Source organism: uncultured Chloroflexus sp., from assembly GCF_938091255.1.
Taxonomy (GTDB): Bacteria; Chloroflexota; Chloroflexia; order Chloroflexales; family Chloroflexaceae; genus Chloroflexus.
Window position 1 is genome coordinate 1 of record NZ_CALLJH010000044.1, and the last position, 25,566, is coordinate 25,566.

24 protein-coding genes and 1 pseudogene are annotated in these 25,566 nt (G+C 61.0%); 16 read left to right on the plus strand and 9 right to left on the minus strand.

Translation table 11 applies throughout. From position 1 onward, the window contains the following. Window positions 1-1,718, minus strand: a 1,718-nt coding sequence (locus tag Q1A00_RS14720; protein WP_299757528.1) for a GAF domain-containing SpoIIE family protein phosphatase, incomplete at its 3' end; no start/stop codon positions are given. 99 nt (window positions 1,719-1,817) lie between these two features. Next, on the minus strand, window positions 1,818-2,471 hold the full coding sequence (locus Q1A00_RS14725; protein WP_298405954.1) for an O-methyltransferase: 654 nt from the start codon (window positions 2,469-2,471) through the stop codon (window positions 1,818-1,820). Window positions 2,472-2,643: 172 nt separating this feature from the next. Between Q1A00_RS14725 and Q1A00_RS14730 the strand changes: the two genes are divergently transcribed. From Q1A00_RS14730 to Q1A00_RS14785, 12 genes are all read left to right on the plus strand, one after another. Further along, window positions 2,644-3,228: a response regulator gene (locus tag Q1A00_RS14730; RefSeq protein WP_298405953.1), complete on the plus strand. Its 585-nt coding sequence runs from the start codon at window positions 2,644-2,646 to the stop codon at window positions 3,226-3,228. A 408-nt stretch (window positions 3,229-3,636) separates the two neighbouring features. Further along, on the plus strand, window positions 3,637-4,056 hold the full coding sequence (gene aroH, locus Q1A00_RS14735) for a chorismate mutase (RefSeq protein WP_298405951.1): 420 nt from the start codon (window positions 3,637-3,639) through the stop codon (window positions 4,054-4,056). Window positions 4,057-4,238: 182 nt separating this feature from the next. Continuing rightward, window positions 4,239-5,255 carry a 3-deoxy-7-phosphoheptulonate synthase gene (gene aroF, locus Q1A00_RS14740; RefSeq protein WP_366144836.1) on the plus strand — a complete coding sequence of 339 codons (1,017 nt, stop codon included), beginning with the start codon at window positions 4,239-4,241 and terminating at the stop codon, window positions 5,253-5,255. 173 nt (window positions 5,256-5,428) lie between these two features. Beyond that, entirely contained in the window at window positions 5,429-6,310 is an 882-nt protein-coding gene (gene pdxS, locus Q1A00_RS14745; protein ID WP_066790144.1) for a pyridoxal 5'-phosphate synthase lyase subunit PdxS, read from the plus strand. Between the two features lie 41 nt (window positions 6,311-6,351). Then, the gene (gene pdxT, locus Q1A00_RS14750; protein ID WP_298405962.1) at window positions 6,352-6,924 is read left to right on the plus strand and encodes a pyridoxal 5'-phosphate synthase glutaminase subunit PdxT; all 573 of its coding nucleotides are present in this window, start codon (window positions 6,352-6,354) and stop codon (window positions 6,922-6,924) included. Continuing rightward, on the plus strand, window positions 6,921-7,916 hold the full coding sequence (locus Q1A00_RS14755) for a hypothetical protein (RefSeq protein ID WP_298405946.1): 996 nt from the start codon (window positions 6,921-6,923) through the stop codon (window positions 7,914-7,916). The genes pdxT and Q1A00_RS14755 overlap by 4 nt, the downstream gene beginning before the upstream one ends. 6 nt (window positions 7,917-7,922) lie before the next feature. Further along, window positions 7,923-9,542 (plus strand): R3H domain-containing nucleic acid-binding protein, encoded by a 1,620-nt coding sequence (locus Q1A00_RS14760; protein WP_298405945.1) that lies wholly within the window; start codon window positions 7,923-7,925, stop codon window positions 9,540-9,542. A 119-nt stretch (window positions 9,543-9,661) separates the two neighbouring features. Then, complete coding sequence (gene tmk, locus Q1A00_RS14765; RefSeq protein ID WP_298405943.1) at window positions 9,662-10,354, plus strand: dTMP kinase; 693 nt, start codon at window positions 9,662-9,664, stop codon at window positions 10,352-10,354. A gap of 19 nt (window positions 10,355-10,373) precedes the next feature. Continuing rightward, window positions 10,374-10,700, plus strand: coding sequence for a cyclic-di-AMP receptor (locus tag Q1A00_RS14770; protein ID WP_015941657.1), 327 nt, complete (start codon window positions 10,374-10,376; stop codon window positions 10,698-10,700). Between the two features lie 3 nt (window positions 10,701-10,703). Then, window positions 10,704-11,216 (plus strand): zinc ribbon domain-containing protein, encoded by a 513-nt coding sequence (locus Q1A00_RS14775; protein WP_298405941.1) that lies wholly within the window; start codon window positions 10,704-10,706, stop codon window positions 11,214-11,216. Next, window positions 11,213-12,184, plus strand: coding sequence for a P1 family peptidase (locus tag Q1A00_RS14780; RefSeq protein ID WP_298405940.1), 972 nt, complete (start codon window positions 11,213-11,215; stop codon window positions 12,182-12,184). The genes Q1A00_RS14775 and Q1A00_RS14780 overlap by 4 nt, the downstream gene beginning before the upstream one ends. A gap of 599 nt (window positions 12,185-12,783) precedes the next feature. After that, on the plus strand, window positions 12,784-14,556 hold the full coding sequence (locus tag Q1A00_RS14785; RefSeq protein ID WP_298405938.1) for a peptide ABC transporter substrate-binding protein: 1,773 nt from the start codon (window positions 12,784-12,786) through the stop codon (window positions 14,554-14,556). 173 nt (window positions 14,557-14,729) lie between these two features. On the opposite strand, the gene Q1A00_RS14790 is transcribed toward Q1A00_RS14785, so the two are convergent. The 3 genes from Q1A00_RS14790 to proC form a co-directional block, all read right to left on the minus strand. Continuing rightward, window positions 14,730-16,130, minus strand: coding sequence for a MurT ligase domain-containing protein (locus tag Q1A00_RS14790; RefSeq protein WP_298405936.1), 1,401 nt, complete (start codon window positions 16,128-16,130; stop codon window positions 14,730-14,732). 237 nt (window positions 16,131-16,367) lie between these two features. Then, a complete protein-coding gene (locus Q1A00_RS14795; protein ID WP_298482848.1) occupies window positions 16,368-17,141 on the minus strand; it encodes a hypothetical protein in 774 nt (257 codons plus the stop codon). Continuing rightward, window positions 17,142-17,960: a pyrroline-5-carboxylate reductase gene (gene proC / locus Q1A00_RS14800; protein WP_298405934.1), complete on the minus strand. Its 819-nt coding sequence runs from the start codon at window positions 17,958-17,960 to the stop codon at window positions 17,142-17,144. It lies immediately after the preceding gene. Between the two features lie 307 nt (window positions 17,961-18,267). Between proC and Q1A00_RS14805 the strand changes: the two genes are divergently transcribed. The 3 genes from Q1A00_RS14805 to Q1A00_RS14815 all read left to right on the plus strand — a co-directional run bounded on the left by Q1A00_RS14805 (window position 18,268) and on the right by Q1A00_RS14815 (window position 19,962). Continuing rightward, window positions 18,268-19,170, plus strand: a complete 903-nt coding sequence (locus Q1A00_RS14805; RefSeq protein WP_298405933.1) for a PIG-L deacetylase family protein — start codon at window positions 18,268-18,270, stop codon at window positions 19,168-19,170. 108 nt (window positions 19,171-19,278) lie between these two features. After that, window positions 19,279-19,716, plus strand: a complete 438-nt coding sequence (locus Q1A00_RS14810) for a hypothetical protein (protein WP_299757540.1) — start codon at window positions 19,279-19,281, stop codon at window positions 19,714-19,716. A gap of 99 nt (window positions 19,717-19,815) precedes the next feature. Next, complete coding sequence (locus Q1A00_RS14815; protein WP_298405930.1) at window positions 19,816-19,962, plus strand: hypothetical protein; 147 nt, start codon at window positions 19,816-19,818, stop codon at window positions 19,960-19,962. A gap of 50 nt (window positions 19,963-20,012) precedes the next feature. On the opposite strand, the gene Q1A00_RS14820 is transcribed toward Q1A00_RS14815, so the two are convergent. The 4 genes from Q1A00_RS14820 to Q1A00_RS14835 form a co-directional block, all read right to left on the minus strand. Then, window positions 20,013-20,837 (minus strand): metallophosphoesterase family protein, encoded by an 825-nt coding sequence (locus tag Q1A00_RS14820; RefSeq protein WP_298405928.1) that lies wholly within the window; start codon window positions 20,835-20,837, stop codon window positions 20,013-20,015. Between the two features lie 4 nt (window positions 20,838-20,841). Continuing rightward, the gene (locus Q1A00_RS14825) at window positions 20,842-20,982 is read right to left on the minus strand and encodes a hypothetical protein (RefSeq protein ID WP_298405927.1); all 141 of its coding nucleotides are present in this window, start codon (window positions 20,980-20,982) and stop codon (window positions 20,842-20,844) included. 386 nt (window positions 20,983-21,368) lie between these two features. Beyond that, the gene (locus tag Q1A00_RS14830) at window positions 21,369-24,467 is read right to left on the minus strand and encodes an SMC family ATPase (RefSeq protein ID WP_298405925.1); all 3,099 of its coding nucleotides are present in this window, start codon (window positions 24,465-24,467) and stop codon (window positions 21,369-21,371) included. A 45-nt stretch (window positions 24,468-24,512) separates the two neighbouring features. After that, complete coding sequence (locus Q1A00_RS14835; RefSeq protein ID WP_298405923.1) at window positions 24,513-25,010, minus strand: hypothetical protein; 498 nt, start codon at window positions 25,008-25,010, stop codon at window positions 24,513-24,515. A gap of 134 nt (window positions 25,011-25,144) precedes the next feature. Here Q1A00_RS14835 and Q1A00_RS14840 point away from each other — a divergent pair. Beyond that, window positions 25,145-25,566 (plus strand): annotated as a pseudogene (locus Q1A00_RS14840) (TerC family protein); the annotation flags it as partial.

Here is a 25,566-nt window from a genome sequence, read left to right on the forward strand (position 1 = left end):
CCGGCGAAGGCATTGACGGCGGCGAGCACGGCGGCCACGATCTCGGCGGGGGTTTGATGATGGGTAGCGCGGAGGACAGCCGCGAGCCGGTCGTCGCCGAACAGTTCGCGTTCCGCGTTCATTGCCTCGGTGATACCATCAGTGTAGAAGAGCAGCACGTCACCCGGTTCGAACGCGAGGTCTCCCGGCGCAAAGTGCGGATCGGGGATGATGCCGAGTACGATCCCTTGTGCGGCAAGCGGTATTACTTGACCGGTCGCGTGGCGGTACAGGAGCGGGTAGTTGTGACCGCCGTTGGCAAACGTGATCTGGCCGGTGACTGGATCGATTTGGGCATAGAAGCAGGTCACGAACAGGCCGGCCCGTGAATCGGCCAGAATGAGCCGGTTGGCGCGTTGCAGCACGGCGACCGGCGGGCGGCCATCAATGGCGCTGGCGCGGAGCAAGGTGCGCGAGAGGGCCATAAACAGAGCTGCCGGCACGCCTTTGTCGGTCACGTCGGCGATGACGACACCGAGGCGGGGCGCACTGGCGGGGGTTGCCGGCGGCAATTCGATAAAATCGTAGAAATCGCCGCCGACTTGGCGGGCGGCGCGGTAGAAGGCTTCGATCTGCAAGCCGGGCACAAAGGGACAACAGTTAGGCAAGAAACTAGCCTGTATCTCACTGGCCAGATCGAGTTCGCGTTCGAGCCGTTGGCGGGCGAGCGCCTCTTGGTTGAGCCGCTCGCGGTCGATCATCTGAGCCAGTTGGCTAGCGAGCAGACCGAGCAGCTCGGTTTCGCTGTCGAGAAATGCGCGGGGGGTGATGGTGTTCACCAAGAGCAAGCCAAGCTGCGCGCCGCCGAGTTCAATCGGAACGGCGAGGTGGCCTTGAAAGTTCTGCCGGCGCAAAAGCGGCGGCAGGCGCATCAACGTATCGGCAGGCAGTTGGTTGCTGCGTTCGGGCAAGTACCACAGGTGCGGGTGATCTTCGTCGAGCGTTAGCGGCCATGCACTGCCGGCAGGCAAGGCCCAGCCATAACAGGCACGCAGCACTGCTCTCCCGCCTTCTTCATCGGCTTCGACGAACGCGCAGGCATCGGCATCGAGCAGGCGCGCACCGACGCGCACTAATCGTTGCAAAGCCGGTTCGAGACTATCGCTGACCAACAGTTCTTGTGAGAGCGACAGCAAGGCGCGCCGTTCTTGCACTCGGCGCACGCTGAACTCTTCGTAGAGGTGAGCACGGGCGATGGCAATGCCGAGCAGATCGCCGATCGCGGCCATGAGGTGTTGATCGGGCGTCTTGAGCCGCACCCACTGGCTGGTGGCTAGATTGAGGATGCCTACCACGCGGGAGTTGTCGCGTAATGCGATCGAGACGTGATGCGATAGGCCGCGCTTGTCGCCGACGGCGCTGCGGAGCCGTGAACATGCCATTAAGGTTGGTTCACGCAGGTGGCCCTCACGGCAGGTTTCTTGACAAGTGCATTCGCCTTGCCATGCCAAACCGGGATAATTGAGCGCCGGAGGGAGGTGCTGGCGCGCGGCGAGTGTAAACTGATCGCCTTCATCGTGCAAGTAGATCCAGCCGGCCTCTAGGCCGGTCAACGCCAGAATATGGCTAAGCGCCGCTTCCAGCGCCGTGCGCAGGTCAAGCGTTTGGTTGAGGATTTGGGCGAATGCGCGTAACGCAGCCCATTCGGCGAGGTTATGGCGCCGATCAGAAGGCGGCATAGGACAATGAATGGGATAATGAGTTGTTTAAGGGAGCCGCCCGGCTGTGCGGCTCCTCACATCCTCACCTAGGACTATTCGTTGATAAACAGCCGTTCTTTAACGCTTTTTGCGGCTGATCGAGACGCCATCGCGCAGCGGGATGATCACCGACTCGAGCTGCGGATGCTCCATGATGGCGCGGTTGAAACGCTGGATGCCGCGCACGAGCGGTGAGGCGTCTTCTTCGAGCACTTGCGCGCTGCACAGCACGTTATCGGCGATGAGCACGCCGCCGGGGCTGAGCAGTGGAACGCACAGCTCAAGTGCCTGCATTGCCTGTTCGTCGTCGGAGGAATTACGCAGGACGTCGAGGAAGATGAGGTCGAATTCCTGATTGAGCGAGGGCAGGATCTCGCGCCAATCGCCGAAATGGATCGTAATCAGATCGCGGTAGCCGGCGGCTTCGATCACTTCGTTAGCGAGCTTGACCCGTTCTGGATTGCGCTCAATTGCCGTCATTTTGCCGCCAGTCTGGCGGAGCGCCTTCATAATGAAGGTGGCAGCATAGCCGGTGGTGATGCCCACTTCAAGCGCGTTGCGGGCATTCATCATCAGCGCCTGTAAATAGAGAAATTGTCCCTGCACCGGCCCGACCAGCGACAAACCCTGCTGTTTGGCGCGCGCTTCGAGGTTGGCTAATACCTCGTTGCGCGGTGGCATGAGATCGTGCAGATAGTCTTCGATTGCAATATTCGTGATGTCGTAGCGCATCACGCCCTCCTCACCCCGATGTTGGCGGTGGTGTGTGCGGCTGTCGCCCCAATGGCGTCAGTTGCATACGCAAACACTTCATCTCATACTAAATTGTATCACACCCTTGCCCATCTTGTGGTATGATCTAGCTCATCACATTAGGCGCATAAGCTTGCAGCGGGAGGCAGCCGTGGCCGCGATTCGCATCCTGATTGCCGAGGATAATGATCTCGTATCGCTCACTCTCGAAGAGCAGTTGAAGGGGCTGGGCTACGAGGTGGTTGGCATTGCCCGTACCGGCGCCGAGGCGGTGATGCTTGCCACCCGCCTGAAGCCTGATCTGGTGATTATGGATATTCGCATGCCGGAGATGGACGGTACCGAGGCGACGGCCCGTATCCGTGATCAGACCGGCATTCCGGTGGTGATGTTGACGGCATTTGCCGATAAGGATACCGTCCGGCGGGCCGAGGCAGCCGGTGCGCTGGCCTATTTGGTCAAGCCGATCAATGAGCAGGAGTTGCCACCGGCGATTTCGATTGCGTTGGCCCGCCACCGCGAGTTGCAAAATCTGCGCAATGAAAATCTTGAATTGCAAGAGGCGTTGGAGGCGCGCAAGTTGATCGAGCGGGCGAAGGGGATTTTGATGCAGCGCCTTGGCCTGAGCGAGCGCGATGCGTATGAGCGGCTCCGCCAGCGCGCTCGTGATAAGCGTACCAAGATGAAGGATATTGCGCAGGCGATTATCGAGGCCGAAGAGTTGCTTGGCTCGTGATCGGAAAGTGTTGTAGCGCCGGACGGCTGTTCGGTTCCGCAAAGATCGCTAACAATTCAAACGGAGAACGCACAGATCGCAAAGGGATCATGCCCCCCGCCCCTAGCAGGGGTGGGGCTACTAACCAGTGGGAGAGGGGCTGAGGTGGGGGTTACCAATCCCCTCTGCGTCTGCTTGACGAACCGCTGCAACCATGGTATATTTCCCTCGTCGAAGCGGGACAAAAGTAAGGTAAGCGATCTCATGCATAGTGTGCGCTTTTACACCTACTTTTTTTACTTTACCAGCCCACAATTGGACTGGTCGCTTCGCATTTCCTGAAGACGCACGCAAGCACAGAGCAAGCACAAGGGGGCGCGAGGCGAACAAACCTCGCGCCCCCTCTGTTATTGCCGCGGAGGAGAGGCAATGAACGTTCGTTGTCGCGGAGTACGAGGAGCGACCACCTGTGCCGAGAACACACGCGAAGCGATTCTGGAAGCGACCCATGAATTGCTCACGTTGTTAATCGAAGCCAACGACATCAAACCGGAAGACATCGCCAGCGCCATTTTCACCACTACCCCCGACCTCAATGCCGAATTCCCCGCAGTGGCAGCACGGGCGATTGGGTGGATCGACACCGCCCTGCTCTGCGGCCACGAAATGGCCGTGCCGGGCAGCCTGCCGCGCTGTATTCGCGTCTTAATCCACTGGAATACCGCCAAACGCGCCGATGAAATCGTCCACGTCTACATCCGCGAAGCGCGCGGCTTACGCCCTGAACGAGCCGCCGCGATGAACGCCTTCCGCGTCGCGACGCCGCTGCCGTCGGAGGATCGGCGATGAGCCGCCGGCACGCGATCGAACCGGTGCAACGAGGCACCGTGCCCGATGTCACTGAGCTGCTTGCGATGCCGCATCGCGCGCTGGCGTTGGGTGATGTGACCGAATGCTCTTCTCGTTGTGACGCCGGGCTTCCTCTGCCCGTTTCGTCTTCAGATTCCTGTACCACTGAGGAGGATCGTTCCATGATTGTCGTGATGGAGACTGGCTCGAACCAGAGCCAAATCGAAGCGGTGTTGGCCCGGCTGCGCGAGCATAACTTGCGCGGCCATTTAACTATTGGCGAGGAGCGGACGGTAGTGGCGGTGGTGGGAGCAGCCATCCCGCCGACGCTGCGCGAAGAGTTAGAGCATTTCGATGGCGTGAAAGAGACGGTGCGAATCACGCAGCCCTACAAACTGGTGTCGCGTGAAGTCAAACCGAGTGATACCATCGTGCAGGTGGGGGATGTGAAGGTCGGTGGCGGCCATCTGGCGATTATCGCCGGCCCCTGCTCGGTCGAGAGCGAAGAGCAGATTATGGCGACGGCGCGGGCGGTGCGCGAAGCCGGCGCCAACATGTTGCGTGGCGGCGCGTTCAAGCCGCGCTCTTCACCGTACAGCTTCCGCGGTTTGGGTGAGTATGGCTTGCAGTTGCTGGCCCAAGCCCGCGCCGAGACTGGCCTGCCAATCGTGACCGAAGTCATGACGCCGGCTGATGTCGAACTGGTGGCGAAATACGCCGACGTCTTACAGATTGGCGCGCGCAACATGCAAAACTACCAATTGTTGGAAGAGGCCGGACGGAGCGGCATGCCGGTGCTGCTCAAGCGCGGCTTATCGGCCACAATTGAAGAGTGGCTGCTCTCGGCGGAATACATCATTGCGCAGGGCAATCCCAACATCATCCTCTGCGAACGCGGCATCCGCACCTTCGAGACGGCGACGCGCAACACGCTCGACCTCAACGCGGTCGCGGTGGTCAAGAAACGCTCGCATCTGCCGGTGATCGTCGATCCTAGCCACGGTACCGGCAAATGGTATCTGGTGCCGCCGTTGACGCTGGCCGCTATCGCATCAGGGGCCGATGGCGTGATCATCGAAGTGCATCCCGATCCCGATCGGGCCAAATCGGATGGCGGCCAATCGCTCAATCACGAGAACTTCATGAACCTGATGCCGAAACTGCGCGCGGTGGCCAAGGTGGTCGGGAGCGGTTGGTAACGCCTCTGAACATACCAAATGGCGTGCGGAGAGACGCACAGATGTGCGCCTCTGCTCGGTGGCGGCAGCCGTCTCCGCCATGCGACGCATTGCCCGCCATGTCACAGCGTGGTACAATGATTCGACGAGATCAGGAAATACATTCATACCTTTCATACCTTGAGTGAGGCAGTATGGAAAAATCGACGTGGACGACGAAGGTAGGGCTGGCGCAGATGCTGAAGGGTGGCGTGATTATGGATGTGGTCACCCCTGAGCAAGCGCGCATCGCCGAAGAGGCCGGCGCAGTGGCGGTGATGGCGCTCGAACGGGTGCCGGCTGACATTCGCGCGCAGGGCGGCGTCGCCCGTATGAGCGATCCGGAGCTAATTCTGGCGATCAAGCAGGCTGTCACCATTCCGGTGATGGCGAAAGCGCGGATCGGTCACTTCGTCGAGGCGCAAGTGTTGGAGGCGATTGGCGTCGATTATATTGACGAGAGCGAAGTGCTGACGCCGGCCGACGAAGAGCATCACATTAACAAGCACAAATTCCGGGTGCCGTTTGTGTGCGGCTGCCGCAATCTAGGTGAGGCGCTGCGCCGGGTGGCCGAAGGCGCGGCGATGCTACGCACCAAGGGCGAAGCCGGTACCGGCAACGTGGTCGAGGCGGTGCGCCATGCCCGCGCAGTGTACAGCGAAATCCGCCGCTTGCAGTCGATGAACGAAGACGAGCTGTTTACCTACGCCAAGCAGATTCAGGCGCCCTATGAGCTGGTGAAGCAGGTGGCCGCCGAAGGCAAGCTGCCGGTCGTCAACTTTGCGGCAGGCGGTATTGCCACGCCGGCTGACGCGGCCCTGCTGATGCAGTTAGGGGTAGATGGCATCTTTGTCGGTTCGGGCATCTTCAAGAGCGGCGATCCGGTCAAGCGGGCGCGAGCGATTGTCGAAGCGACCACGCACTATAACGATCCAGAGATCATCGCCGAGGTGAGCAAGGGCCTTGGCGAGGCTATGGTTGGCATCAACATCGATCAGATTCCCGCCGAGCAGTTGATGGCGCGGCGTGGGTGGTAGCAGGAGGCGGGCGGGCTATGCCTGCCCGCGTACAAAACCGTATGACAGTTGGCGTGTTGGCCCTACAGGGCGACTTTCGTGAACACTGCGCGGTCTTGCGCCGGATCGGCGTCGAGCCGGTCGAGGTGCGGTTGCCGCACCAACTTGCCCTTGTCGAACGATTGATCATTCCCGGTGGCGAAAGCACGACGATCGGGCGGCTGTTGGTGATGTACCAGATGTTGGAACCGATCCGCGAGCGGGCTGGTCGCGATCTGGCGATTTGGGGCACCTGCGCTGGCGCCATTTTGCTGGCCAACGAGGTGGTTGGCCAAAAGCAGGGCGGTCAGCCGGCGATTGGCGCAATGAATCTAACGATTCAGCGCAATGCCTACGGCAGCCAGCTCGATAGCTTTGAAGCGCCGATCACGATGCCGATCATCGGTGAAGCGCCGCTCCCCGGCGTCTTCATCCGCGCGCCGCGCATCGTGGCACTCGGTCAGGGGTGCGAGGCGGTTGGTTGGTTAGAGGACGGCAGCGTGGTGGCTGCCCGCCAAGGTCGTTTGCTGGCGACCACGTTTCATCCTGAGTTGACCGGTGATGATCGGGTTCACCGGCTCTTTCTGGAATTATGATACGAACCGTGACGCCGAGCGATCTCTGGTCGCTTCGGCGGAAACCTCGCTACCAACAGGTACTCTATACCGAACGACTGTTGGCGTATAGCCACCGGCCGCTCTGGTTTGCGTTGCAGAGCATGCTGGCCGGCAACCATCGCGAACGGATGACGCTGGTGCTGGCCGAACGGGGCGGGTTTGCGTTGGCGCAGGCGATGGGCCGGCTGGGCCGGCCCGAGCAAGATGTGATCTATCTGGCGACCAACGGCACGCGCAGCGAGCAGACTCCTAGCGATTACGAACTCTGGTTTCACCTGTTGCACCGGCTCTGTGCCGATGCGGCGCAGCATTCGGTGCAGCGCCTCTACGCGGCGTTGCCGAGCCAACACAACGAGTTGCGCGAAATCTTTCGCCAAGTCGGCTTTCAAGCCTACACCCATCGCCAGATTTTGCACCTCTCGGGGCCGGATTGGGATCAAGGTACCCGATTGGCGCCGATGCGGGCGCAATCGCGGCGCGACCATTGGGCGATCCACAAGCTCTATGGTATCGTGGCGCCGCATCTCGTGCAACAGGCGGAAGTGCGTAACGCGCGCTATTGGACGCTCTACCAGCCCTATTCGCTCGTGCGCCGGCAGGCGTGGGTGCTGGGGCCGGATGATGATCTGGCTGCCTACTTGCGCTTGCTCAGCGGGCCGAGCGGTCACGTCTTTTCAGTGCTGATCCGGCCTGATGCGCGCGAGCAGGCGGTAGATGTGTTGCGGTTCGGTCTGGCCCAGCTCAGTGACAGCCGGCCTGTCTATTTAATCTTGCGCGAGTACCAGCAAGAGTTGTTTGAACCGGCGATGCGGTTGGGTTTTCAACCAGTGGGTGAGCAAATCTTACTTGTTAAGCATACCGTTGTGCCAATCCGCCGCACGGTACTGGCCCCCTCGTTGGAAGTGGGACTCGAGCCGCGGGTGTCGGTGCGCCGGTATGCATGGCCCCCAACAGTGCGGGAGGAGCGCTAAGCGGTTATGGCTGTGACGGATACGACCAACGATATTCAACTTTTGTTAGCGACACTGCCGCCGGCAATCCGGGAGGCGATCCAGAAAGCCAACGATCAAGATAATCTGCTCGAAATCGTGATGGATCTCGGCCGGTTGCCGGAAGCGCGCTATCGTGGTCATGAGTTGTTCTTGAGCGATCGGGAAGTGACGGCCGAAGACATCAATTACGTAATCGCGCGTATCGGCGAGTTTGGCGAGGACAACCGCGCTGGTATTCCCCGCACCCTCCACCGCATTTCCGGCATTCGCAATCGTCGCGGCGTGGTGATTGGGTTGACGTGCCGCGTGGGTCGCGCCGTGTATGGCACGGTTGATATTATTCGCGATCTGGTAGAAACCGGGCAAAGCATTCTGTTACTGGGTAAGCCGGGTACCGGCAAGACGACGCTCTTGCGCGAGACGGCGCGGGTGCTGGGTGACGAGTTGCGCAAGCGAGTGGTGATCGTTGATACCTCGAACGAGATTGCCGGTGATGGCGATATTCCCCATCCCGGCATCGGGCGGGCGCGCCGGATGCAGGTGCCGCGTCCCGCCGAGCAGCATAATGTGATGATCGAGGCGGTCGAGAATCACATGCCCGAAGTGATTGTGATTGACGAAATCGGCACCGAGCTGGAAGCGGCGGCAGCGCGCACCATCGCCGAGCGCGGCGTGCAGTTGGTGGGTACGGCCCATGGCAATACCCTCGATAACCTCATGGTCAACCCAACCCTCTCCGATCTGGTGGGTGGGATTCAGGCGGTGACGTTGGGTGACGAAGAGGCGCGCCGGCGCGGGACGCAAAAGACGGTGCTGGAACGAAAAGCGCCGCCGACCTTTAGCATTCTGGTTGAGATTCAATCGTGGGATAGCGTGACCGTCTACCCGGATGTGGCAGCGGCGGTTGATGCGATCTTGCGCGGCGAAGAGCCGCCGTGCGAGCAACGCTTCCGCGAGCCGAACGGAACGGTGCGGCGCGAACCGGTGCGGCGGACGCCGATCGATGCGCCGGCGTTTGGCGGGCGACGGGGGCGCGGTGGGCGCGATCAGGCGCAGATGGGGGCAAGCGGCCCGCGCTTGCGCGACCGCAACGGCAATGCCGCGGCAGCGACTACGATGCCGCCGCAGCGCATCTTCCCGTTTGGCGTCAGCCGGAACCGGTTGCAGAACGCGATCGAACGGTTGCGGGTGCCGGCAGTGATTGTGCGTGATATGAAAGACGCCACCTTGGTCATGACGCTCAAGAACTACTACCGGCAAAGCTCGCAACAACTGCGGCAAGCCGAAGAGCAGGGCGTGCCGGTCTACGTGTTGCGCAACAACACGATTACCCAGATGGAACGGCAACTGGCGCAGGTCTTCCAGTTGCGCGAGGTGGTGGATGAGGAACCCGAACCGCTGCGTGGCGATTCGACGATCGAAGAGGCGTTACTAGAGACTGAGCAGGCGATTACCCAAGTGATCAGCGGTGAGCGCAATGCAGTAGAATTGGCCCCGCGCAGTAGTTATATTCGTCGCTTGCAGCATCAGATGGCCGACCGCTACAATTTGCGCTCAGAGAGCCGCGGCGACGATCCGAACCGGCGGGTGAAGATCTTCCGGTAAGTGGTATCGGTAGCAGCATTGCGGACAACGCCGTTCCAATATGCGATGGCTCATCGACAGATTGGCAAAGATCGGCTATCCTTAGCGAAGGATAAACCGAGATTGCTGGTGGCGCTGTCATGCATCAAGGTCTGTTTATTACATTTGAAGGGACAGAGGGGGCTGGCAAGAGCACCCAAGCTCGCCGTCTGTATGAACGCCTGCAAGCGGCGGGCTATCCGGTGATTCTTACCCGTGAACCGGGCGGGACGCGGATCGGTGAGTTGATCCGCCGGATTTTGATTGATCTGCGCCATACTGAAATGGCCCCTACCACTGAGACCTTGTTGTTTTCGGCGGCGCGTGCGCAATTGGTGAGTGAGCTGATCCGGCCCTATCTCGCCACCGGCGGGATTGTGGTCTGTGACCGCTATGCCGACTCGACGTTTGCTTATCAGGGGTACGGCCTTGGCCGCGATCTCGATGAGCTGCGCACGATTACAGCAGTGGCAACCGGCGGGCTGAAGCCTGATCTGACCTTTTATTTGCAGATCGATGTAGAAGTCGGATTGCAGCGCAAGCGCGCCGGGCGTGAGCGGCCGGAAACTAGCAGCGGCCAGCCGTTGGAATGGAACCGGCTCGATGCGCGCGATCTGGCCTATCATCAGCGGGTAGCCCAAGGGTTCGCTGAGCTGATGGCCCAAGAGCCAGAGCGATGGTATGCGCTCGATGCCGACCAGCCGGTCGAAGTGTTGGCCGAACAGATCTGGCAAGCGGTGACGCCGCGCTTGGCTCGGATTATGCCGATTGCCGCGCAAGGAAGCGCGGATTGACATCGTTAGGGTGAAGAGCATGCGCCTAATTCTGGCTGTCGTCCAGTCCCAAGATGCGACGAATCTCGTCGAAGCGCTGACCGAGCATGGCTATCGGGTGACGCGCCTGAGTAGCCAAGGTGGGTTTTTGCGGGAAGGAAACGTGACCTTGCTGTTGAGCGTCGAGGATCAGCAGGTTAATCCGGTGATCAACATCATTCGTGAGCATTGTTCGACGCGCACGCGCTACGTCTCGCCGATGCCGCCGATCGCCGAGTCGGGTGAGTTTTACCCGCCGGCGCCGTTAGAAGTGCAGGTGGGCGGGGCGACAGTGTTTGTCTTGCGCGCACAGACGCGCAAGTTGTAACGTATGGAAGTAATACAGGAATTTTTAGCGAATATTCTGCCGCTGGTACGCCTTGGCGCCATCTTTTTGGGCGCATATGCAGTATTGCTCTGGGCAGCGTCGGTGTTGTGGGCTTACCGCGATATTCGCCGTCGCACTGAAGACATCTCGGTGCAGGTGCTCGCAGTGGGTATCGTGCTGTTGCTGCCCTTCCTCGGTATTCCGCTGCATCTGATCTTGCGCCCGCCGCAAACGTTGGCCGAGAAATACGAACGCACCTTGGAAGAAGAGTTCCTGCGCCGCGATCTCGAAGAGCAATTCGTCTGCCCCGAATGCCAGCGTCCCATCGAACCTGATTTCATCCTGTGCCCGCACTGCCATACTCAGTTGCGCCGGCGCTGCGACTCGTGCCAGAAGGTGATCGATCTGACGTGGCGGATTTGTCCGTACTGTGGTCATTCCCACGCCGGCAGTGTGCCGACGGTGCGCGCTGATGCGTACCCGATCGCGCCGCCGGTAGAGGTTAGCCGGCAATGAAAGTTCCCGCAATTACGGATGTGCAAGGGGTCGTCGTCGGCCACGCCGCCGATGCAGAGGCGCTGACGGGCGTGACGGTTGTGCTGACGCCAGATGGTGCTACCGCCGGCGTGGATGTGCGCGGCGGCGCTCCCGGTACCCGCGAGACCGATCTGCTCGATCCGGTGAATCTGGTGCAGCAGGTTCATGCGGTCGTCTTGACCGGCGGCAGCGCGTTTGGCTTGGCTGCTGCCACTGGTGTGGTGTCGTGGCTGCACGAGCGTGGCTATGGCTTCGATGTGGGCCTGACCAAGGTGCCGATTGTGCCGGCGGCGGTGATCTTCGATCTGGGTGTGGGTCGGGCCGATGTATGGCCCGATGCGACGATGGGGTATGCGGCCTGTATGGCTGCCGAGACCAATGTGGCCGAGGGTAGTGTTGGAGCCGGGATCGGCGCAACGGTCGGTAAAGTGGGTGGTATGGCCACCGCGATGCGCGGCGGCGTCGGCACGTGGAGTGAGACGCTGGCGAATGGGGTGACGGTGGGCGCTTTGGTGGTCGTTAATGCCTTCGGTGACGTGGTTGACGGGCAAGGCAGGTTGGTGGCCGGTGCGCGCGGTCCCGGCCAGTCACTGATCGGCACCGGCGCGCTTTTGCGCAGTGGCGTGGCCCGGCAGTCGTTTGCCGATGCCGCCGGCCAGAACACAACTATTGCCGTGGTTGCTACTGATGCTCGCCTCGATAAGGCTGCCGCGACCCGGCTGGCGATGATGGCCCAAGATGGCTTGGCTCGTGCTATTCGCCCGGCTCACTCGCCGTTCGATGGCGATACCGTGTTTGCGCTGGCAACCGGCGTCTACGACGCGCCGCCGTTGGTTACGCTTGGCGCGGTGGCGGCAGATGTGTTGGCGACCGCGATCGCACGGGCTGTGCAGATGGCCACTGCCGTGGCTGGCATTCCGGCGGCGCGCGATGTAGCAATGCCATGAAATTGCGCGTAAAAAGGTACGCTCGTTTGTATCACAGGCTGGTGCAATCTATGGAGTGCGGCAGTCATACTCCCGCATAGCACCATAGCTCTGGATGGCAGCAGTGGAGCGTTCACACTTTATACAATGCTCCGCCAGTCATTGTGAACTCACCCTTAGCGGCGAAACAACTTCCTGTGCGAAGGATCCCGCTGAGGCATGGTCCGCGTTGAAGCGAGAGATTGCTTCGGGGACTGCGCCCCCTCGCAATGAAAAGGTGGGAGCGCCATCGTTGTTCGCTTGTCATTGCGAGCCGAGCATAGCGAGGCGCAGCAATCCCCCGCGAGGGCAGGCGGAACAGCTTTGCAGGATAGCTTGCGCCGAAACAATGACTGCACAGGTGCGATACGCCCAATCTGTGGAGTGCGGCAGTTATACTGCCGCATATCACGAAGGCGCTGGACGGCGGCAGTGGAATGTCCGCACGCCATACCACGCTCCGCTTGTCGTTGCGAGTCGGCTGCGGCGGCGCAGCAATCCCCCGCGAGCGCGGGAGGAACCCGCTGAGGCCTTGCCTTTTACTACACGTTAGCTTATCAATCAACCGTAAAGTACTCGCCATGAAGCGTTTCATATTCTTCCTCACGGCCCTGTTTGCATTTGTGCTCGTTGCTGGCTGTGAAGTGCGGGTTAATGAACCGACGCCAACTGCCCCAGCAGCGATGTCCATTCTCCAAACTACTCCCACCACTGTACGCGAACAGGTGTTACGTATCGGGTTGGTGAATGAGCCACCCGATCTGTTCCCTTACCACAGCACCCCGACTGACGAACGCATCACCGGCGCATTAACTGAATTACTCTTTCCCGCGCCGTTGTTGCCGGTTGATTTCACTTTGCAAACGACCGGCGTGTTGACGCGGGTGCCTGATTTTGCCAACGGCGATGTGGTGACGGCGACGGTCACCGTCTTCCGCGATGCGTTGGGGCAAATCAGTGAAACGCCGACCGAGACGACCGATGAGGTGACGCAGGTGAGCGTCACTTTCCACTGGAATCCTGCGTTGCGCTGGTCTGATGGTACGCCGGTTACGGCAGCCGACTCGGTGTTTGCTTACGAACTCGCCCAGCAGATCGATCTTGGTCAAGCGGCTAATACCCGGCTGGCAATGATCGAACGCTACGAGCAGATCGATGAGCATACCACGCGGGTAGTGCTCCGGCCTGATGTGACCGATCCGTCTTATCTGACCAGTTTTTGGACGCCGTTGCCGCGCCATGTGTTGGCAGAGATGGATTCGCAGCAGGTGATGCAGAGTGAATTTATCCGCAAGCCGGTCAGCTATGGGCCGTATATGGTCAGCGCCTTTGACGGCGGTTCGCTCGAGTTGGTGCGCAATCCGCATTACGCAGGGCCGGCGGCACCGTTTGAACGGATTATTGTGGCCTTTCGCAAAGATCCGCAGCAATTGGTCGAATTGGTGCGCGGCGGCGGGATTGATCTGGCCTTTATCGAACAGCCGGTGCCCGAATTGCTCTTGCAGCTTGTGCAGAGCGCTGCACGGGGAGAGATTCAGCTTAGCACCTCGCCAAATACGATCTGGGAGCATCTCGACTTTAATCTTGATGTGCCGCTGTTACAGGATATTCGAGTACGGCGAGCGATTGCGTATGCGATTAACCGGCCCCAATTGGTCGAGCAGTTGTTGGGTAACAAGAGTACGGTGTTGGAGAGTTGGGTGTTGCCGGGTCAACTTGGCTACCCGCCGCTCGATCAGATTACCCGCTACCCCTATAACCCCGACGAGGCGCGCCGTTTGTTCGATGAAGCGAACCTGATCGATACCGATGGCGATGGTTGGCGCGAGTACGATGGGTTGCCGATTTTGTTGTCGTTGGTGACGAGCGCCAATTCACCGTTGCGTGAAGCGGTCGCGCAACGAATTGCGGCTGATCTGGAGCAGGTGGGCGTGCAGGTTGAGGTGGCGCAATTATCGTCGAGCGAATTGTACAGCACTGATGGCCCGCTCTACCAGCGCACCTTCCAATTGGCCTTGTTTGGCTGGATCGCTGGGCCGCACCCACGTGGCTGGGAGTTGTGGAGTTGCGCAGGTGTGCCGAGTGAAGCGAACAATTGGACGGGAAATAATTTTGCCGGCTGGTGTTTCTTCGAGGCGAATGAGGCGATCAATATGGCGACCACCTCGCTCGATCCCGAAGAGCAGAAGAGTGCGTACCTCCGGCAACAGCAACTGTTTACGCAAGAGTTGCCGGTGTTGCCGCTATTCCAACGGGTTGATGCGCTGGTGGCCCGGCAGGGGTTGGCAGGCTGGCGGCTGAATCCGACGGCGCCGTTTACGTGGAACATCAGCGAATGGCGCGAGGGCGAGTGATCAACGCCAAGGCGTAGCGGGGGCCAAGGCGCGCAGATTCTTAAACGCCAAGGCGCGAAGAACGCCAAGGGCAGTCAAATTTTGTTGTGATGGCCGCTAGCTCGTTTGTGCCACGTTCCAAAAACCTTAACGTTCTCTGCGGAGCCGGATAGCCGTCCGGCTCTAGTGGGTCTTCAGGATTCCCAGAACGGTTTGGCCCAACCGCGGCGGGTGATCTCGGCTCGCAGGTCGAGCATCGCGGTGTAAGTCGGCAGAATGGCGAGGGTTTCGCCAGTGGGCAATGCCGCTAACGCCGCATCGAGCGCTGCCGAGAGATCGTCGATCACGGTCATAGTCTCGGCAGCAACGCCGGCGTAATCAAGGCGCAGCGCCATATCGGCAGCACGGGTGCCGCTAACCGTGACACGGGCCACCTTTCCGGCCAACGGCTCGAAATCGGCATCCCATAGCCACGACACATCGGTGCCATCGGCAAAGCGGTCGTTAATCGCGATCAGCACATGCAACGGTTTCGTTGTCGCTGTTGTCAGCATGCGCACCGTCTCTGAGGCTCCCACCGGATTTTTAATCAGCGCAATCAGCATCGGCGGGCCGCCGGGGCCGGCGCTGATCCGCTCGATGCGGCCAAAGGCGGCCCGGAAGGCGGCGAGGGCGGCGCTGATCGCAGCCGGTGCAACGCCGAGCGCCAAGGCAGCAGCAGTGGCGGCCAGCGCATTCTGCGCATTGTAGAGGCCGGGTAGCGGGAGCTGCACACTCAACTTGCCGGTAGGGTGGTCGATTTGCAGTTCGCTGCCGTCCAACCCCTTTGGTTCCAACACTGTTAACGCCACCTGCGGATCAGGCCGGCGCTGGCCGCACTGCGGGCAGGCGTAGTGGCCGATGTGGGCGTAGAAGAGATGCTGGTATTCGTAACGATGGCCGCAGGCGTGGCAGAACTGCGAATCGGCGATGTGGGTAGCGGCGGCGGCGGCGTGACGGCTATCTTCCAATCCAAACGCGAGGGTGCGAGCGGTCAGGTTGCGGGCAATCGCGGCCATCGCCGGATCGTCGGCATTAAAGACCACGGTGGTTGTGGTGGGCAGAGTTTGCAAGGCTGTGCGCCAGTGGCTGGCGATGGTGTCGATCTCGCCGTAGCGATCGAGCTGGTCGCGGAACAGATTGAGCAACACGACGAGGCGGGGTCGGGTCTCGGCAATCGCTTGCGGCAGGGCTGCCTCATCGGTCTCGAACAGGGCGCGGCGTGCGCGCGGGCGGCCACGCCAATCAGCGCCGGCAATCGCAACCGTGGTTAAGCCGGGCAGCAGGTTGGCGCCGGCGCGATTGTGCAAGAGCGGTTCGCCGGTCTGCTCAAGCATGGCTGCTAGCATGCGGCTGGTGGTGGTCTTGCCATTCGTGCCGGCGACGAGGATGACGCCGGCGGGCAACGCGGCGCAGATTGTGGTCAAGATGGCCGGGTCGAGCGAGCGGGCGACTTGGCCGGGCAGGGTGGTGCCGCCGCCGAGCCGCAGACGGCGCGAGAGAGTGCCGGCGGCGCGGGCTAGGGTGATGGCGGCAGTGGTGCGGAGTTGGTTCATAGGTTCGGTGGGGAGTTAATCAGCATAGATTGGATGTTGTTTGCTGGCTGCGTATCTTTCTTGCAATTGCCCCCTCGCGGCCTCCCCCGCTGGTGGGAGGTGGAAGACTCCCTCATCCAGCAGGAGAAGGCTGGGGTAGGGACGACATTCCCCAAACCCTCTGCGTCCTTCGCGTCTTTGCGTTTGAATCCTCTGCGTCTCTGTGGCACCGGACAGTCGTCCGGCTCTACGACGCCGTTACTTCAACCCGGCCTTGTGCAACGCGGCAGCGAGCGGGTTATCATCGTCTTCATCATCGCCGCTGCTGGCAAACAGGGTCGCCTCCGGCGGCGGTTCATCATCTGCCTCGTCGTAGAGATCGTCCTCTTCCCAATTGAGCGCCAGATTCTCGGCGCCGGCCAGTGCAATGATGTCATCAACGCGAAACAGCATCAGATTCACCCGATCGTCACTCGCTGAACGCGCAGCCAAATCTTCAATCCGCTGCACTTGCGGCAACGCCGTCAACACTTCCTCAAGCGGTTCGGGTCGGCGAGGTGGCGGGCGGTCGCTGACCATCAGCGCGTCGGCGGCGGCGCTATCGGTGGGAATGCCAGTATCCACCAGCAAAATCGTCACCCCGACGTGGTGGAAGAGCAGGTGCAGAATCTGGCGCGTTTCGTTGAGTTGGGCGACGGCACGGCGAATGGCGCTGGCGGTGCGACTAGCTTTAATCTCAAACACCCACGCCACGCCATCGGTAATCGCCAAAGCGTCGAGTTCGCGATACTTGATCTGCGCCGTGCGGTGGCGACGCTCTTCGTATTCGAGAATGCGCCGCTCGTCGAGCGGCAACTGGCCCGCCAGCCAATCGCGTAACACCGCTTCGGCCTGCCCGCCAAAGATATCGCGCTGGCGTGGCGGACGGATCGCCTTCTGGTTCTTGCGTTGCAGCTTAAACTTCTCGACGTGAGCTTGGTAACGACGGTCGTCTTCGGTCGTCAACCGTGCGCGCGCATACCTGATCGCCATCTACCCCTGCCTTCCTAGTTCCACCGAACGGCGATACGCGGCCCAGATCGCATCGGCCAGCACGGTGCGCAAGCCGCCGCGTTCGAGTTCGCTCAGTGCAGCGGCGCTGGTGCCGCCGGGAGACGTCACTGCATTGCGCAATTGGGCCGGATGCATCCCGCTCTGTATTGCATACTGCACCGAGCCGAGCATTGTCTGTTGCACCAGCTCTTCGGCAATGCGGCGCGACAAACCGAGATGGACGCCAGCGTCGATCATTGCTTCCATCATCAAAAAGACATAAGCCGGGCCGGTGCCGTTAATGGCCGTCGCCATATCGAGATAGGTCTCGTTATCGACGTACAGCTCGCGTCCCAACGCACCCAGCACCGTCGCCGCCCAACTGCGCTGGCGTTCAGTCACAGCAGGCGCCGCCGTCCATACTGTCATGCCGCAGCCAATCTGGGCAGGGGTATTCGGCATACTGCGCACCACTGCCAAGTGGTCGAGCGCCTCGGCGAAGGCGGCGATCGTCGCGCCAGCGATCACCGAAATCACCAAATCCTCATCGCGGATCGCACCGCGCAGCGGCGGCAACACCCGCCGCAACTGCTGGGGTTTGACGGCAAAGATCACCACCCGGCCCCACTTGGCCGCTTCGAGATTGTCGTGGGTAGTGTGAATGTGGTAGCGGTGCGCGAGGTCGCGCCGCCGCTCTTCGCGGGGGTGGCTAGCGAGAATCTGATCGGCGGCGACCAACTCGTTGCGCAATAAACCACCGATAATGGCTTCACCCATCGCACCGGCGCCGATCACGGCAATTGGCAAGTCAGAGAGCATAGATCTCACCTGTGCAAGCAACCGGTCACGGTTCCATCGCGCGACCGGCAACATAAACGGTTCTGTGCGGTATGATACCATAGAGGATGACAAGATTGCGGCGGGAGTCGTGCAAGCAGCGGGGGCAGAGCGAGCCGAGCGGAGCGAGGCGACATCATCCCCTGCGAGCACGAAAGAAGCCCGCTGAGGCATCATCTGCGCCAAAGCGGGAATTGCTGCGGAGGCGTAGCCCCCCCGCAACAATGACAATAGGGGTGCGCCCCTAGGCAATAACAACGACGTGTCATAGAGAGAGAAACACCACACTATGGTACCAAACGAAGAAACCATCATCCTCCGCCCCACGGCGGTGCCCGGCGCGCGCCCGGTGCTGCTGGCGGTTTTTGCCCACCCTGACGACGAGAGCTTTGGGCCGGGAGGCACCTTGGCCCGCTATGCGTGGTCGGGGGTGGCAGTCCATTTAATTTGCGCAACTGGCGGCGAAGAGGGCACCGTCGATGCGGCCTTGCTCAACGGTTACCAGTCGGTGGTGGCGCTGCGCCGCGCCGAGTTACTGCGCGCCGCTGAGGCGTTGGGGTTGAGCAGCGTGACCCTGCTAGGCTATCGCGATTCGGGTATGCCCGGCACCGAAGCGAACCGCCATCCGGCGGCGTTGATCAACCAACCGCGTGAACAGGTGGTGGTGCAGGTGGTGCGTCACATCCGGCGCTTGCGCCCGCAGGTGGTGATCACTTTCGATCCAATCGGCGGCTACCGCCATCCTGACCACATTGCGATCCATGAAGCGACGGTCGCCGCCTTTCATGCCGCCGGCGATCCGGCGGCATGGCCGGAAGCAGGGCCACCGTATGCGCCGCAAAAACTCTACTACACCACCTTCTCGCGCCAGTTATTGCGCTGGCTGGTACGGTTAATGCCGCTTTTTGGCCGCGATCCACGCGCCTTTGGCCGCAATCGCGACATCGATCTGACCAATCTGGCCGAGGTCGAGTTTCCCACCCATGCCCGCATTGACACCACCGCCGTGCGCGAGCAGGCGCGGGCGGCGGCGCTAGCCCATGTGAGTCAGGGCGCAGGTGGGCCGCTAGCCCGTGGCCCACTCAGCAAGGTGTTGGGCCTGCTTGGCAGCGCCGACACCTTTATGCGCGCCTACCCGCCGGTGGAGGGTGATGTGCGCGAAGATGATCTGTTTGCCGGGGTGCAGTGGTAAACGATAGACCATTTTTTACACTGAATAAAGAAACAGACTCGTTGCTTGACTCGCTGCTGCGCTGCAATCGAACCGAGAGTCGAGCCACAATGCGTAGTAGAGGGGGTTATGGGCAGCAACGAACTGGTGTGGACGTTGGGAGGTTTGGCGCTGGCGGTGGTGATCGGCATTGGCATGAGGCGGTGGTCACAGCAGCGCGATCGGAAGCGGCGGCAGGAGATCCGGCAGGCGGTGATGCACATGGGCTTTGTGCTGCGTGATCGGGAAGTGGCGCCGGATCTGTCGCAATTTGCGCTCAGCTGGATTGGCGATCGCGGCGCGGTTTCGTGGCCGAGGGTATCGTTTGTGGTCGATGGCGGGCAGGCAACAACCTGCGAATATACCGCGGTGCCTCATGTAGAGTGGCGTGATCCAGAAATCTACCGCTCTACGGATCGGTTTTATCGCCAAACGGTGCTGTTGTTCGAGGCGGAACACCTGCGCTCGCCGGCGTTTTTTCTGCGGCCAGAAGGGATCTGCAATCAGATCAAGCAGCTCTTTCTCTAAACCAATATTCCGCACCATCCCGATTTCTCGAAGGCATATCTGTTGCAGGGGAGCAATGAGGATCAGGTGCGCTAGTTTTTCACCCATCAGAAGCTGAATGTGTTAGCCCATCATCGTGGTTGGTATATCGAAGGCAATGGCCAGCGGCTGATTTGTTATCAGGTTGGCGAGTTGGATGCTGGCGCTAACGTGCAACGATTTGCCCAAGAGGCACTGGCGATTGCGCGCGGGTTGAGCCAGTTTTAGCGCACCTACGTGCTGGCAGCCAACGAGCACTTACACGTAGCTTGAAGCCATTACTGCACCGCCACACCCCGCCGCGGCAACCAATGTTCGGCCACCGAGCGAAAGCCGTCGCTGTTTTGATCGAGGCGCAGATGTTGCACCCGCGCGCCGTTAGCTTCGATCGTAATCAGGTTGCACGTATTAGCGCCGTGCTCGGCGCCATAGCCACGCCGCGAGGTGGTGGTACCGCTCTGCACGATGTAGGTACCGTGGCGTAAATCAGGCAGGATGTCGCGGGTGTTGCCGGTGAAACTGATATGCAGATGGCCGCAGAGCAGCACATCAACTGCGAACTCATCAAGCAGCCCGATTGCTTCGGCAGCGTTGGTGATGGTAACGCGCTTGCGCCGGTAGGTAGGCGGTAGCGCGGGCGGATGGTGCCAGACCACGATTTTGTAGACATCGGGGCCGAAGCGGGCTAATCGCTCGCGCAGCGCAGCGATCTGGGAAGGATACAGCTTGCCGCCGTCAACTGTGAGGCCGTGGGCCGTGCATGCGCCGACAACGGCAATGCCGGGGGCGGTAAAAACGGGATTGAGGTCGGGCGAGATCTGCTGGCGATAGCGGCGCAACGGGGCAAACAGGCGCTCGTGCAAGAGAAAGAGAGGGACATCGTGATTGCCGGGTACCACCAGTTGCGGTTGGGGCAGGCGCTCGCGCAGAGTGCGGGCCGCGCGCCACTGCGACGCAAAGTCAGCCCGCTGCACAAAATCGCCTGAAATCACCACCAGATCGGGCTTGAGCGCGTGCGCATTGGTGATTAGGTGTTCGGCAGCGGCAGGGTTAAAGGGCGGGCCGGTATGGATGTCTGAGATATGGAGTATACGGAAGGTCACGACGTTACTCCTCTACGCTAGCAGCCGGCGCGGCGGCCTGCGCCTTCTCTTTGGCGAGAGTGATGATGGCGCGCACGATCAGAATTCCTTCGACCGCCACCGCCGCGACAAAGATGTACTTGAGTACAGTGGGGATGATGTCCATCGGCTGATCCTTTCTGGCTATGTGGAGTGCGGCAGTTCCACTACCGCCGTCCTGATATGTGGTGCGGCAGTATCACTGCCGCATGCCATGATAGCGCGCATCGGCCTCTTTTGTCATTGCGAGGAAGTGGCGACCCCTAGCCACACTAGGGCCGCCCGACCGAAGCAATCTCCTACGTTAGCGCCAGCAATGCCTGCGCAAACCGATCCCGCGCTCGTGGGGGATTGCTTCGCCTCACGGCGGGGCGGGCGTTGCTCGGCCCCGACCGCTCGGCTCGCAATGACAAGCAGAGAGCAGGGGGACAGCCCTCACCCTAGTCCTTCTCCTCTGGGGGAGGGAAAGGACAGCGCCCTCTTCCCCAGCGAGAGCATGCCAACCGCCTTTCATCATGCCCGCAATTCCCACCGGCTGCCGAGCGGCGTCTTGCGAATTTCGAGCGCCGCCGGGAAGCGATCTTTGAGATCATCGATGTGGGTGATAACGATAATCCGGGCGAAGTCGTGCTGAATCGCCGAGATCGCTTCAACCATCCGCTCGCGGCCATCGGCGTCGAGCGTGCCGAACCCTTCATCGATCACCAGCGTTTCGAGGCGGGCGCCAGCGCGGTGGGCTAGCAGGCGCGATAGGGCAATCCGGATTGCGAAATTGATCCGCATTGCCTCACCGCCGCTAAACGCTTTATAATCGCGTGTGCCGCGCGCATCAGAGACTTTTACTTCCAACGACTCGACCGTATTGCCTTTCTTGGTGTCGCGCTGCATCTCGAAGCGCAGGTGCATTTGGCCGTCGGTCAAGCGGGTGAGCAGGCGGTTGGCTTCGTCTTCGAGCTGCGGAATGGCAGTTTCGATCAACATCGCCTGTACGCCCTTCTTGCCAAAGGCTTCAACAAGCTCGGCAAATAGGGCGGTGCGTTCGCGCAGGTGCTGTTCTTGCGCATGCAAGGTTTCTAACTCAGCAGCGGCGGCTTCGGCTTGGCGGAGGTAGGCCTGCTTTTCGGCGAGATCGCGCTCAGCGGCTTGCAAGGCGCGATCAGTGTCGTTGAGCTGCTGCGCCAATTGGGTTGCTTCGGCTTTCACTGTCGGCAGCGCCGTGACTTGGCTGGCCAGCGCATCGGCTTCGCTCTGCACCGTATACCGTTCGCGCTCGGCGTGATCACGCAGGGATTGAGTCTGTGCACGGAGCTTGGTATCGCTGGCGTAGCGTTGTTCGGCCAGCAGCAGCTCGCGCTCCTCGTGTTCCCAATGGGCCAGCGCTCGTACCGTCGCTCGCGCCGCTTCGAGCAACTCTGGCTGGTAGCCAAGTGCCTCAATCTCGGCGGCTATTTGCCGGCCAGCAGTCTGAATCTCGTGGGCGAAGTCGTTCTCGGCGAGCTGGCGCGCTAATTCGGCCACGGCTGCCTCGGCAGCGGGCAAGGCGTCTGGCGCGCTTTGCAAGCGGGCCATCTCGCGCCGGCAACTCTCAAGCTGGCCTTCGAGTCGGCTCTGTTCGCGCAAGTGGCGTTCGAGCGCGCTGATTTCGTCGTGCGCCATCGCGAGATCGCGGCGCAGGCCTGCTTCATCGCTCAGGGCAGCGAGCTGCTCTTCCAGCGCCGCCAGTTCGGCTTGGATGGCCGGTTCGATCTCGCCGGCAGCCAGCCGTTCGGTGAGCAGGGCGATCTGGCGGGACAGTTCGTATTGCTCGGCTTCCCACGCGGCGACGTGCGCCAATTGGCGTTCAAGCGCTTCGGCGGCGGCGGCCTGCTGGCGTAGCTTGGCTAACTCTTGCTCGCCGGCGGCAATGGCGGCGCGGAGGTTGGCCAGCGTTTGCTCAGCAGCTTGAGCCGTAGCTTCGGCTTGGGTAAGGCGCGTGAGCAGTTCGGCCAGCTCGGTTTGGTAATGGGCAATGACGTGCTCGGTCTCGGCGGGATCGAGTTGGTGGCGGCAGACCGGGCATGCGCCGCCGGCAGTGGCGAGTAGGGCTTGATGTTCGCGCAGTTTGGCGATTGCGAGCCGGGCCTGCTCGGCGGTAGCGCGGGCGGCGCTGAGCGTATCAACAGTGGCTTGCTCTTGGATGCGGTGCGCCTGTTGCTGCTCTTCCAGCTCGCGGGCCATCGTGCGGGCGGCTTGGGCGGCAGCGAGTTCGGCCCGCCATTGAGCAGCTTTGGCGAGCTGCTCAGCCAACCGGCGCTGATCGTGCTGGCAGCGGGTCAATTCGGTGGAGAGCGCCGTTGTACGTTGCTCGAGCTGATTGCGCAGAATGGTTTGGCGCGTGGTCAGATCGCGGATCTGGTTCAGTTGTTGCTCAAGCTCGGTGCGTTGCTCCTGCACGCGCACCAATTGCGCGTGCAACGGCGCCAGTTCGCGCAACCGTTGCTGCAACCCCTCCTCTTGCTCACGCAGCTCGGCCAAGCGGGCCACCTCAGCGCGCAGGCGGTCACGGGTCTGTTCGGCCCGGCCCAGCTCCTCTTTCAAGCGATCGCGTTCGGTCCGCCACGCTTCGCGCAGCTCGTTTTTGCGCGCCGTCAGCTCATCGAAGAGGGTGCGTAACCCTTCCAGCCGGTCGAGTTCGGCGCGGGCAGCGGCCAATGCAGCCAACCCCTGCTCGATCACAGGCCGCTTGGCGATCACCTGTTCAGCGTGGGCAATCCGCTGAGCAAGTTCGGCCAAATCGCGCTCGTGGCGCTGAATCTCGCCGGCCAGCGCGGTGAGCCGGCTTTGCAGCTCGCGGTGGCGCTGGGCCAGTGCCTCAAGTTCGCGCAGACGGGTGAAGGCAGCGGTGTAGGCAGCTTCCAGCGCAGCGCGGGTCGTTTGCAACTGCTCCCGCCGTTGTGCGGCGTCGGCGACCGCCTGTTGCCAAAAGGGGACTTTCGCGGCAATGGGTTGGAGCGACTCAAGCTGGCCGCGCACCTTAATCGCTTCGGCCTCAAGGCTGCGCACCCGCTCGCGCGCGCGTTGTTCGAGCGCGGCATACTCGGCCAGATCGAGAATCTCGGCCAGCACCTCTTTGCGTTCCGCCGCCGTCGTGCTGGTAAACTCATCGGCCCGGCCTTGTAAGAGGAACGAGGCGTTGATGAAGGTGCGGTATGACATACGCAGCAGGTCGTTAATTTTGGCTTGTGTCTCGCGGATGGTGTTTTCGCCGATCGGTCGCCAAGCCGCGCCATCGAAACTCTGCACATCGAGCCATGTCTTGCCGGAACTCGTGCCTTTGCCGGTGCTGCGCCCGCGTTGGCGTTGGCGAATCACGCGATATTTCCGGCCATCGAGGGCAAACACTAGCTCGACCATCATTTCGGTCTCGCCTTGCGCGATCAACTCATCGTCGGTGCTGCGCGCTTCACCCCACAAGGCCCACGTGATCGCGTCGAGCAAGGTTGATTTGCCGGCCCCATTTTCGCCCGACAAGCAGAGTACGTGCAGGCCGTCGAGGTCAAGCCGGAGCGGCGCGCCGTCGTCGCCGGCGCGATAGCACATAAAGTTGCGTAAGGCAAGTTGCAGTGGAATCATAGGGTTCGATGAATGTCACGATGCGAAGGGAGCACGGTAATGCCCTCAGCGGAACGTGCGCTGCTCTTGAATCATTTCTGGTTCGACGCCGAGGGCTTCGGCGATGCGGCGAATACCGCGATCGTTGAAACTGACCAAATAAAACGGCGCTAGCGGCAAGCGTTCGCCTGAACGCAACGCCACCAGCAAGCGATACTGGGCGCGACGCAAGACGCGCACCTCAAGCCCTTTGACATCGGCCAGCGGGCGTTCTTGGCGGGCGCGGCCCAGCAAGCCATACGAGGTGACGGTAATTTTGCCGCTGCGATGGTCGATCCGGCAAACGCCGAGCTGGCCGCCAGTGATAAGTGTAAACAGCATCAGACCAGCGAGCAGTGCAATCGCCACCACTTCGCCGGTGGTCATACTCTGCACGCCGGTAAGGAATGGCTGCGCAATCGTGCCGACGCCATACATCACTACTGCGGCAAAACTCCACGTCAGCCATGGAATGAAACGCACGGTGAGCTGATCAGGACTGCGGTGAGCAAGTTGCCATGTCATAGAAACACCATCAGTTGCAGGCGAACCATGCTCATTATACCAATTCCTCTCTTCCCATTGACCGGCTTGCTGGCGAGTGCTACCATTAGCGCTGTGTGTGACGCTCCCGGCGACAGAAAGGGATACAGACGGTTATGGAAGCCATCTTCTCAGTCGAGAATCTGCTGGCGCTCGTGACATTAACGGTGATGGAGATCGTGTTAGGGATTGACAACATCATCTTCATCAGCATTCTGGCCGGTAAGCTGCCTACAGCGCAGCAGCGTCCGACTCGGCAGATTGGCCTCAGTCTCGCGCTGATCACACGCCTGTTGCTGCTCTTTTCGATCAGTTGGATCGCTAGTCTTACCCAGCCGCTCTTCGAGCTGGGGTCGTGGCATATCACCGGGCGCAGCCTGATTATGTTCAGTGGCGGTCTGTTCCTGATCTACAAAGCCACAACCGAGATTCACGAGAAGCTAGAAGGTGCTGAGCATACCGAGCGATCAGCGGCAGTAACGACAATGCAAACGGTGGTGGTGCAGATCATCTTGCTCGATATTGTCTTTTCGCTCGA

Coding starts and splice junctions, on each gene's coding strand:
- Q1A00_RS14795 (WP_298482848.1), bottom strand. CDS start 17,141: ATGGCGATCAGGTATGCGCGCGCACGGTTGACGACCGAAGACGACCGT.
- Q1A00_RS14805 (WP_298405933.1), top strand. CDS start 18,268: ATGGTACCAAACGAAGAAACCATCATCCTCCGCCCCACGGCGGTGCCC.
- Q1A00_RS14830 (WP_298405925.1), bottom strand. CDS start 24,467: ATGATTCCACTGCAACTTGCCTTACGCAACTTTATGTGCTATCGCGCC.
- Q1A00_RS14755 (WP_298405946.1), top strand. CDS start 6,921: ATGATACGAACCGTGACGCCGAGCGATCTCTGGTCGCTTCGGCGGAAA.
- pdxT (WP_298405962.1), top strand. CDS start 6,352: ATGACAGTTGGCGTGTTGGCCCTACAGGGCGACTTTCGTGAACACTGC.
- aroF (WP_366144836.1), top strand. CDS start 4,239: ATGATTGTCGTGATGGAGACTGGCTCGAACCAGAGCCAAATCGAAGCG.
- tmk (WP_298405943.1), top strand. CDS start 9,662: ATGCATCAAGGTCTGTTTATTACATTTGAAGGGACAGAGGGGGCTGGC.
- Q1A00_RS14790 (WP_298405936.1), bottom strand. CDS start 16,130: ATGAACCAACTCCGCACCACTGCCGCCATCACCCTAGCCCGCGCCGCC.
- Q1A00_RS14775 (WP_298405941.1), top strand. CDS start 10,704: ATGGAAGTAATACAGGAATTTTTAGCGAATATTCTGCCGCTGGTACGC.
- Q1A00_RS14785 (WP_298405938.1), top strand. CDS start 12,784: ATGAAGCGTTTCATATTCTTCCTCACGGCCCTGTTTGCATTTGTGCTC.
- aroH (WP_298405951.1), top strand. CDS start 3,637: ATGAACGTTCGTTGTCGCGGAGTACGAGGAGCGACCACCTGTGCCGAG.
- Q1A00_RS14810 (WP_299757540.1), top strand. CDS start 19,279: ATGGGCAGCAACGAACTGGTGTGGACGTTGGGAGGTTTGGCGCTGGCG.
- Q1A00_RS14835 (WP_298405923.1), bottom strand. CDS start 25,010: ATGACATGGCAACTTGCTCACCGCAGTCCTGATCAGCTCACCGTGCGT.
- Q1A00_RS14825 (WP_298405927.1), bottom strand. CDS start 20,982: ATGGACATCATCCCCACTGTACTCAAGTACATCTTTGTCGCGGCGGTG.
- Q1A00_RS14760 (WP_298405945.1), top strand. CDS start 7,923: ATGGCTGTGACGGATACGACCAACGATATTCAACTTTTGTTAGCGACA.
- Q1A00_RS14780 (WP_298405940.1), top strand. CDS start 11,213: ATGAAAGTTCCCGCAATTACGGATGTGCAAGGGGTCGTCGTCGGCCAC.
- Q1A00_RS14770 (WP_015941657.1), top strand. CDS start 10,374: ATGCGCCTAATTCTGGCTGTCGTCCAGTCCCAAGATGCGACGAATCTC.
- Q1A00_RS14725 (WP_298405954.1), bottom strand. CDS start 2,471: ATGCGCTACGACATCACGAATATTGCAATCGAAGACTATCTGCACGAT.
- pdxS (WP_066790144.1), top strand. CDS start 5,429: ATGGAAAAATCGACGTGGACGACGAAGGTAGGGCTGGCGCAGATGCTG.
- proC (WP_298405934.1), bottom strand. CDS start 17,960: ATGCTCTCTGACTTGCCAATTGCCGTGATCGGCGCCGGTGCGATGGGT.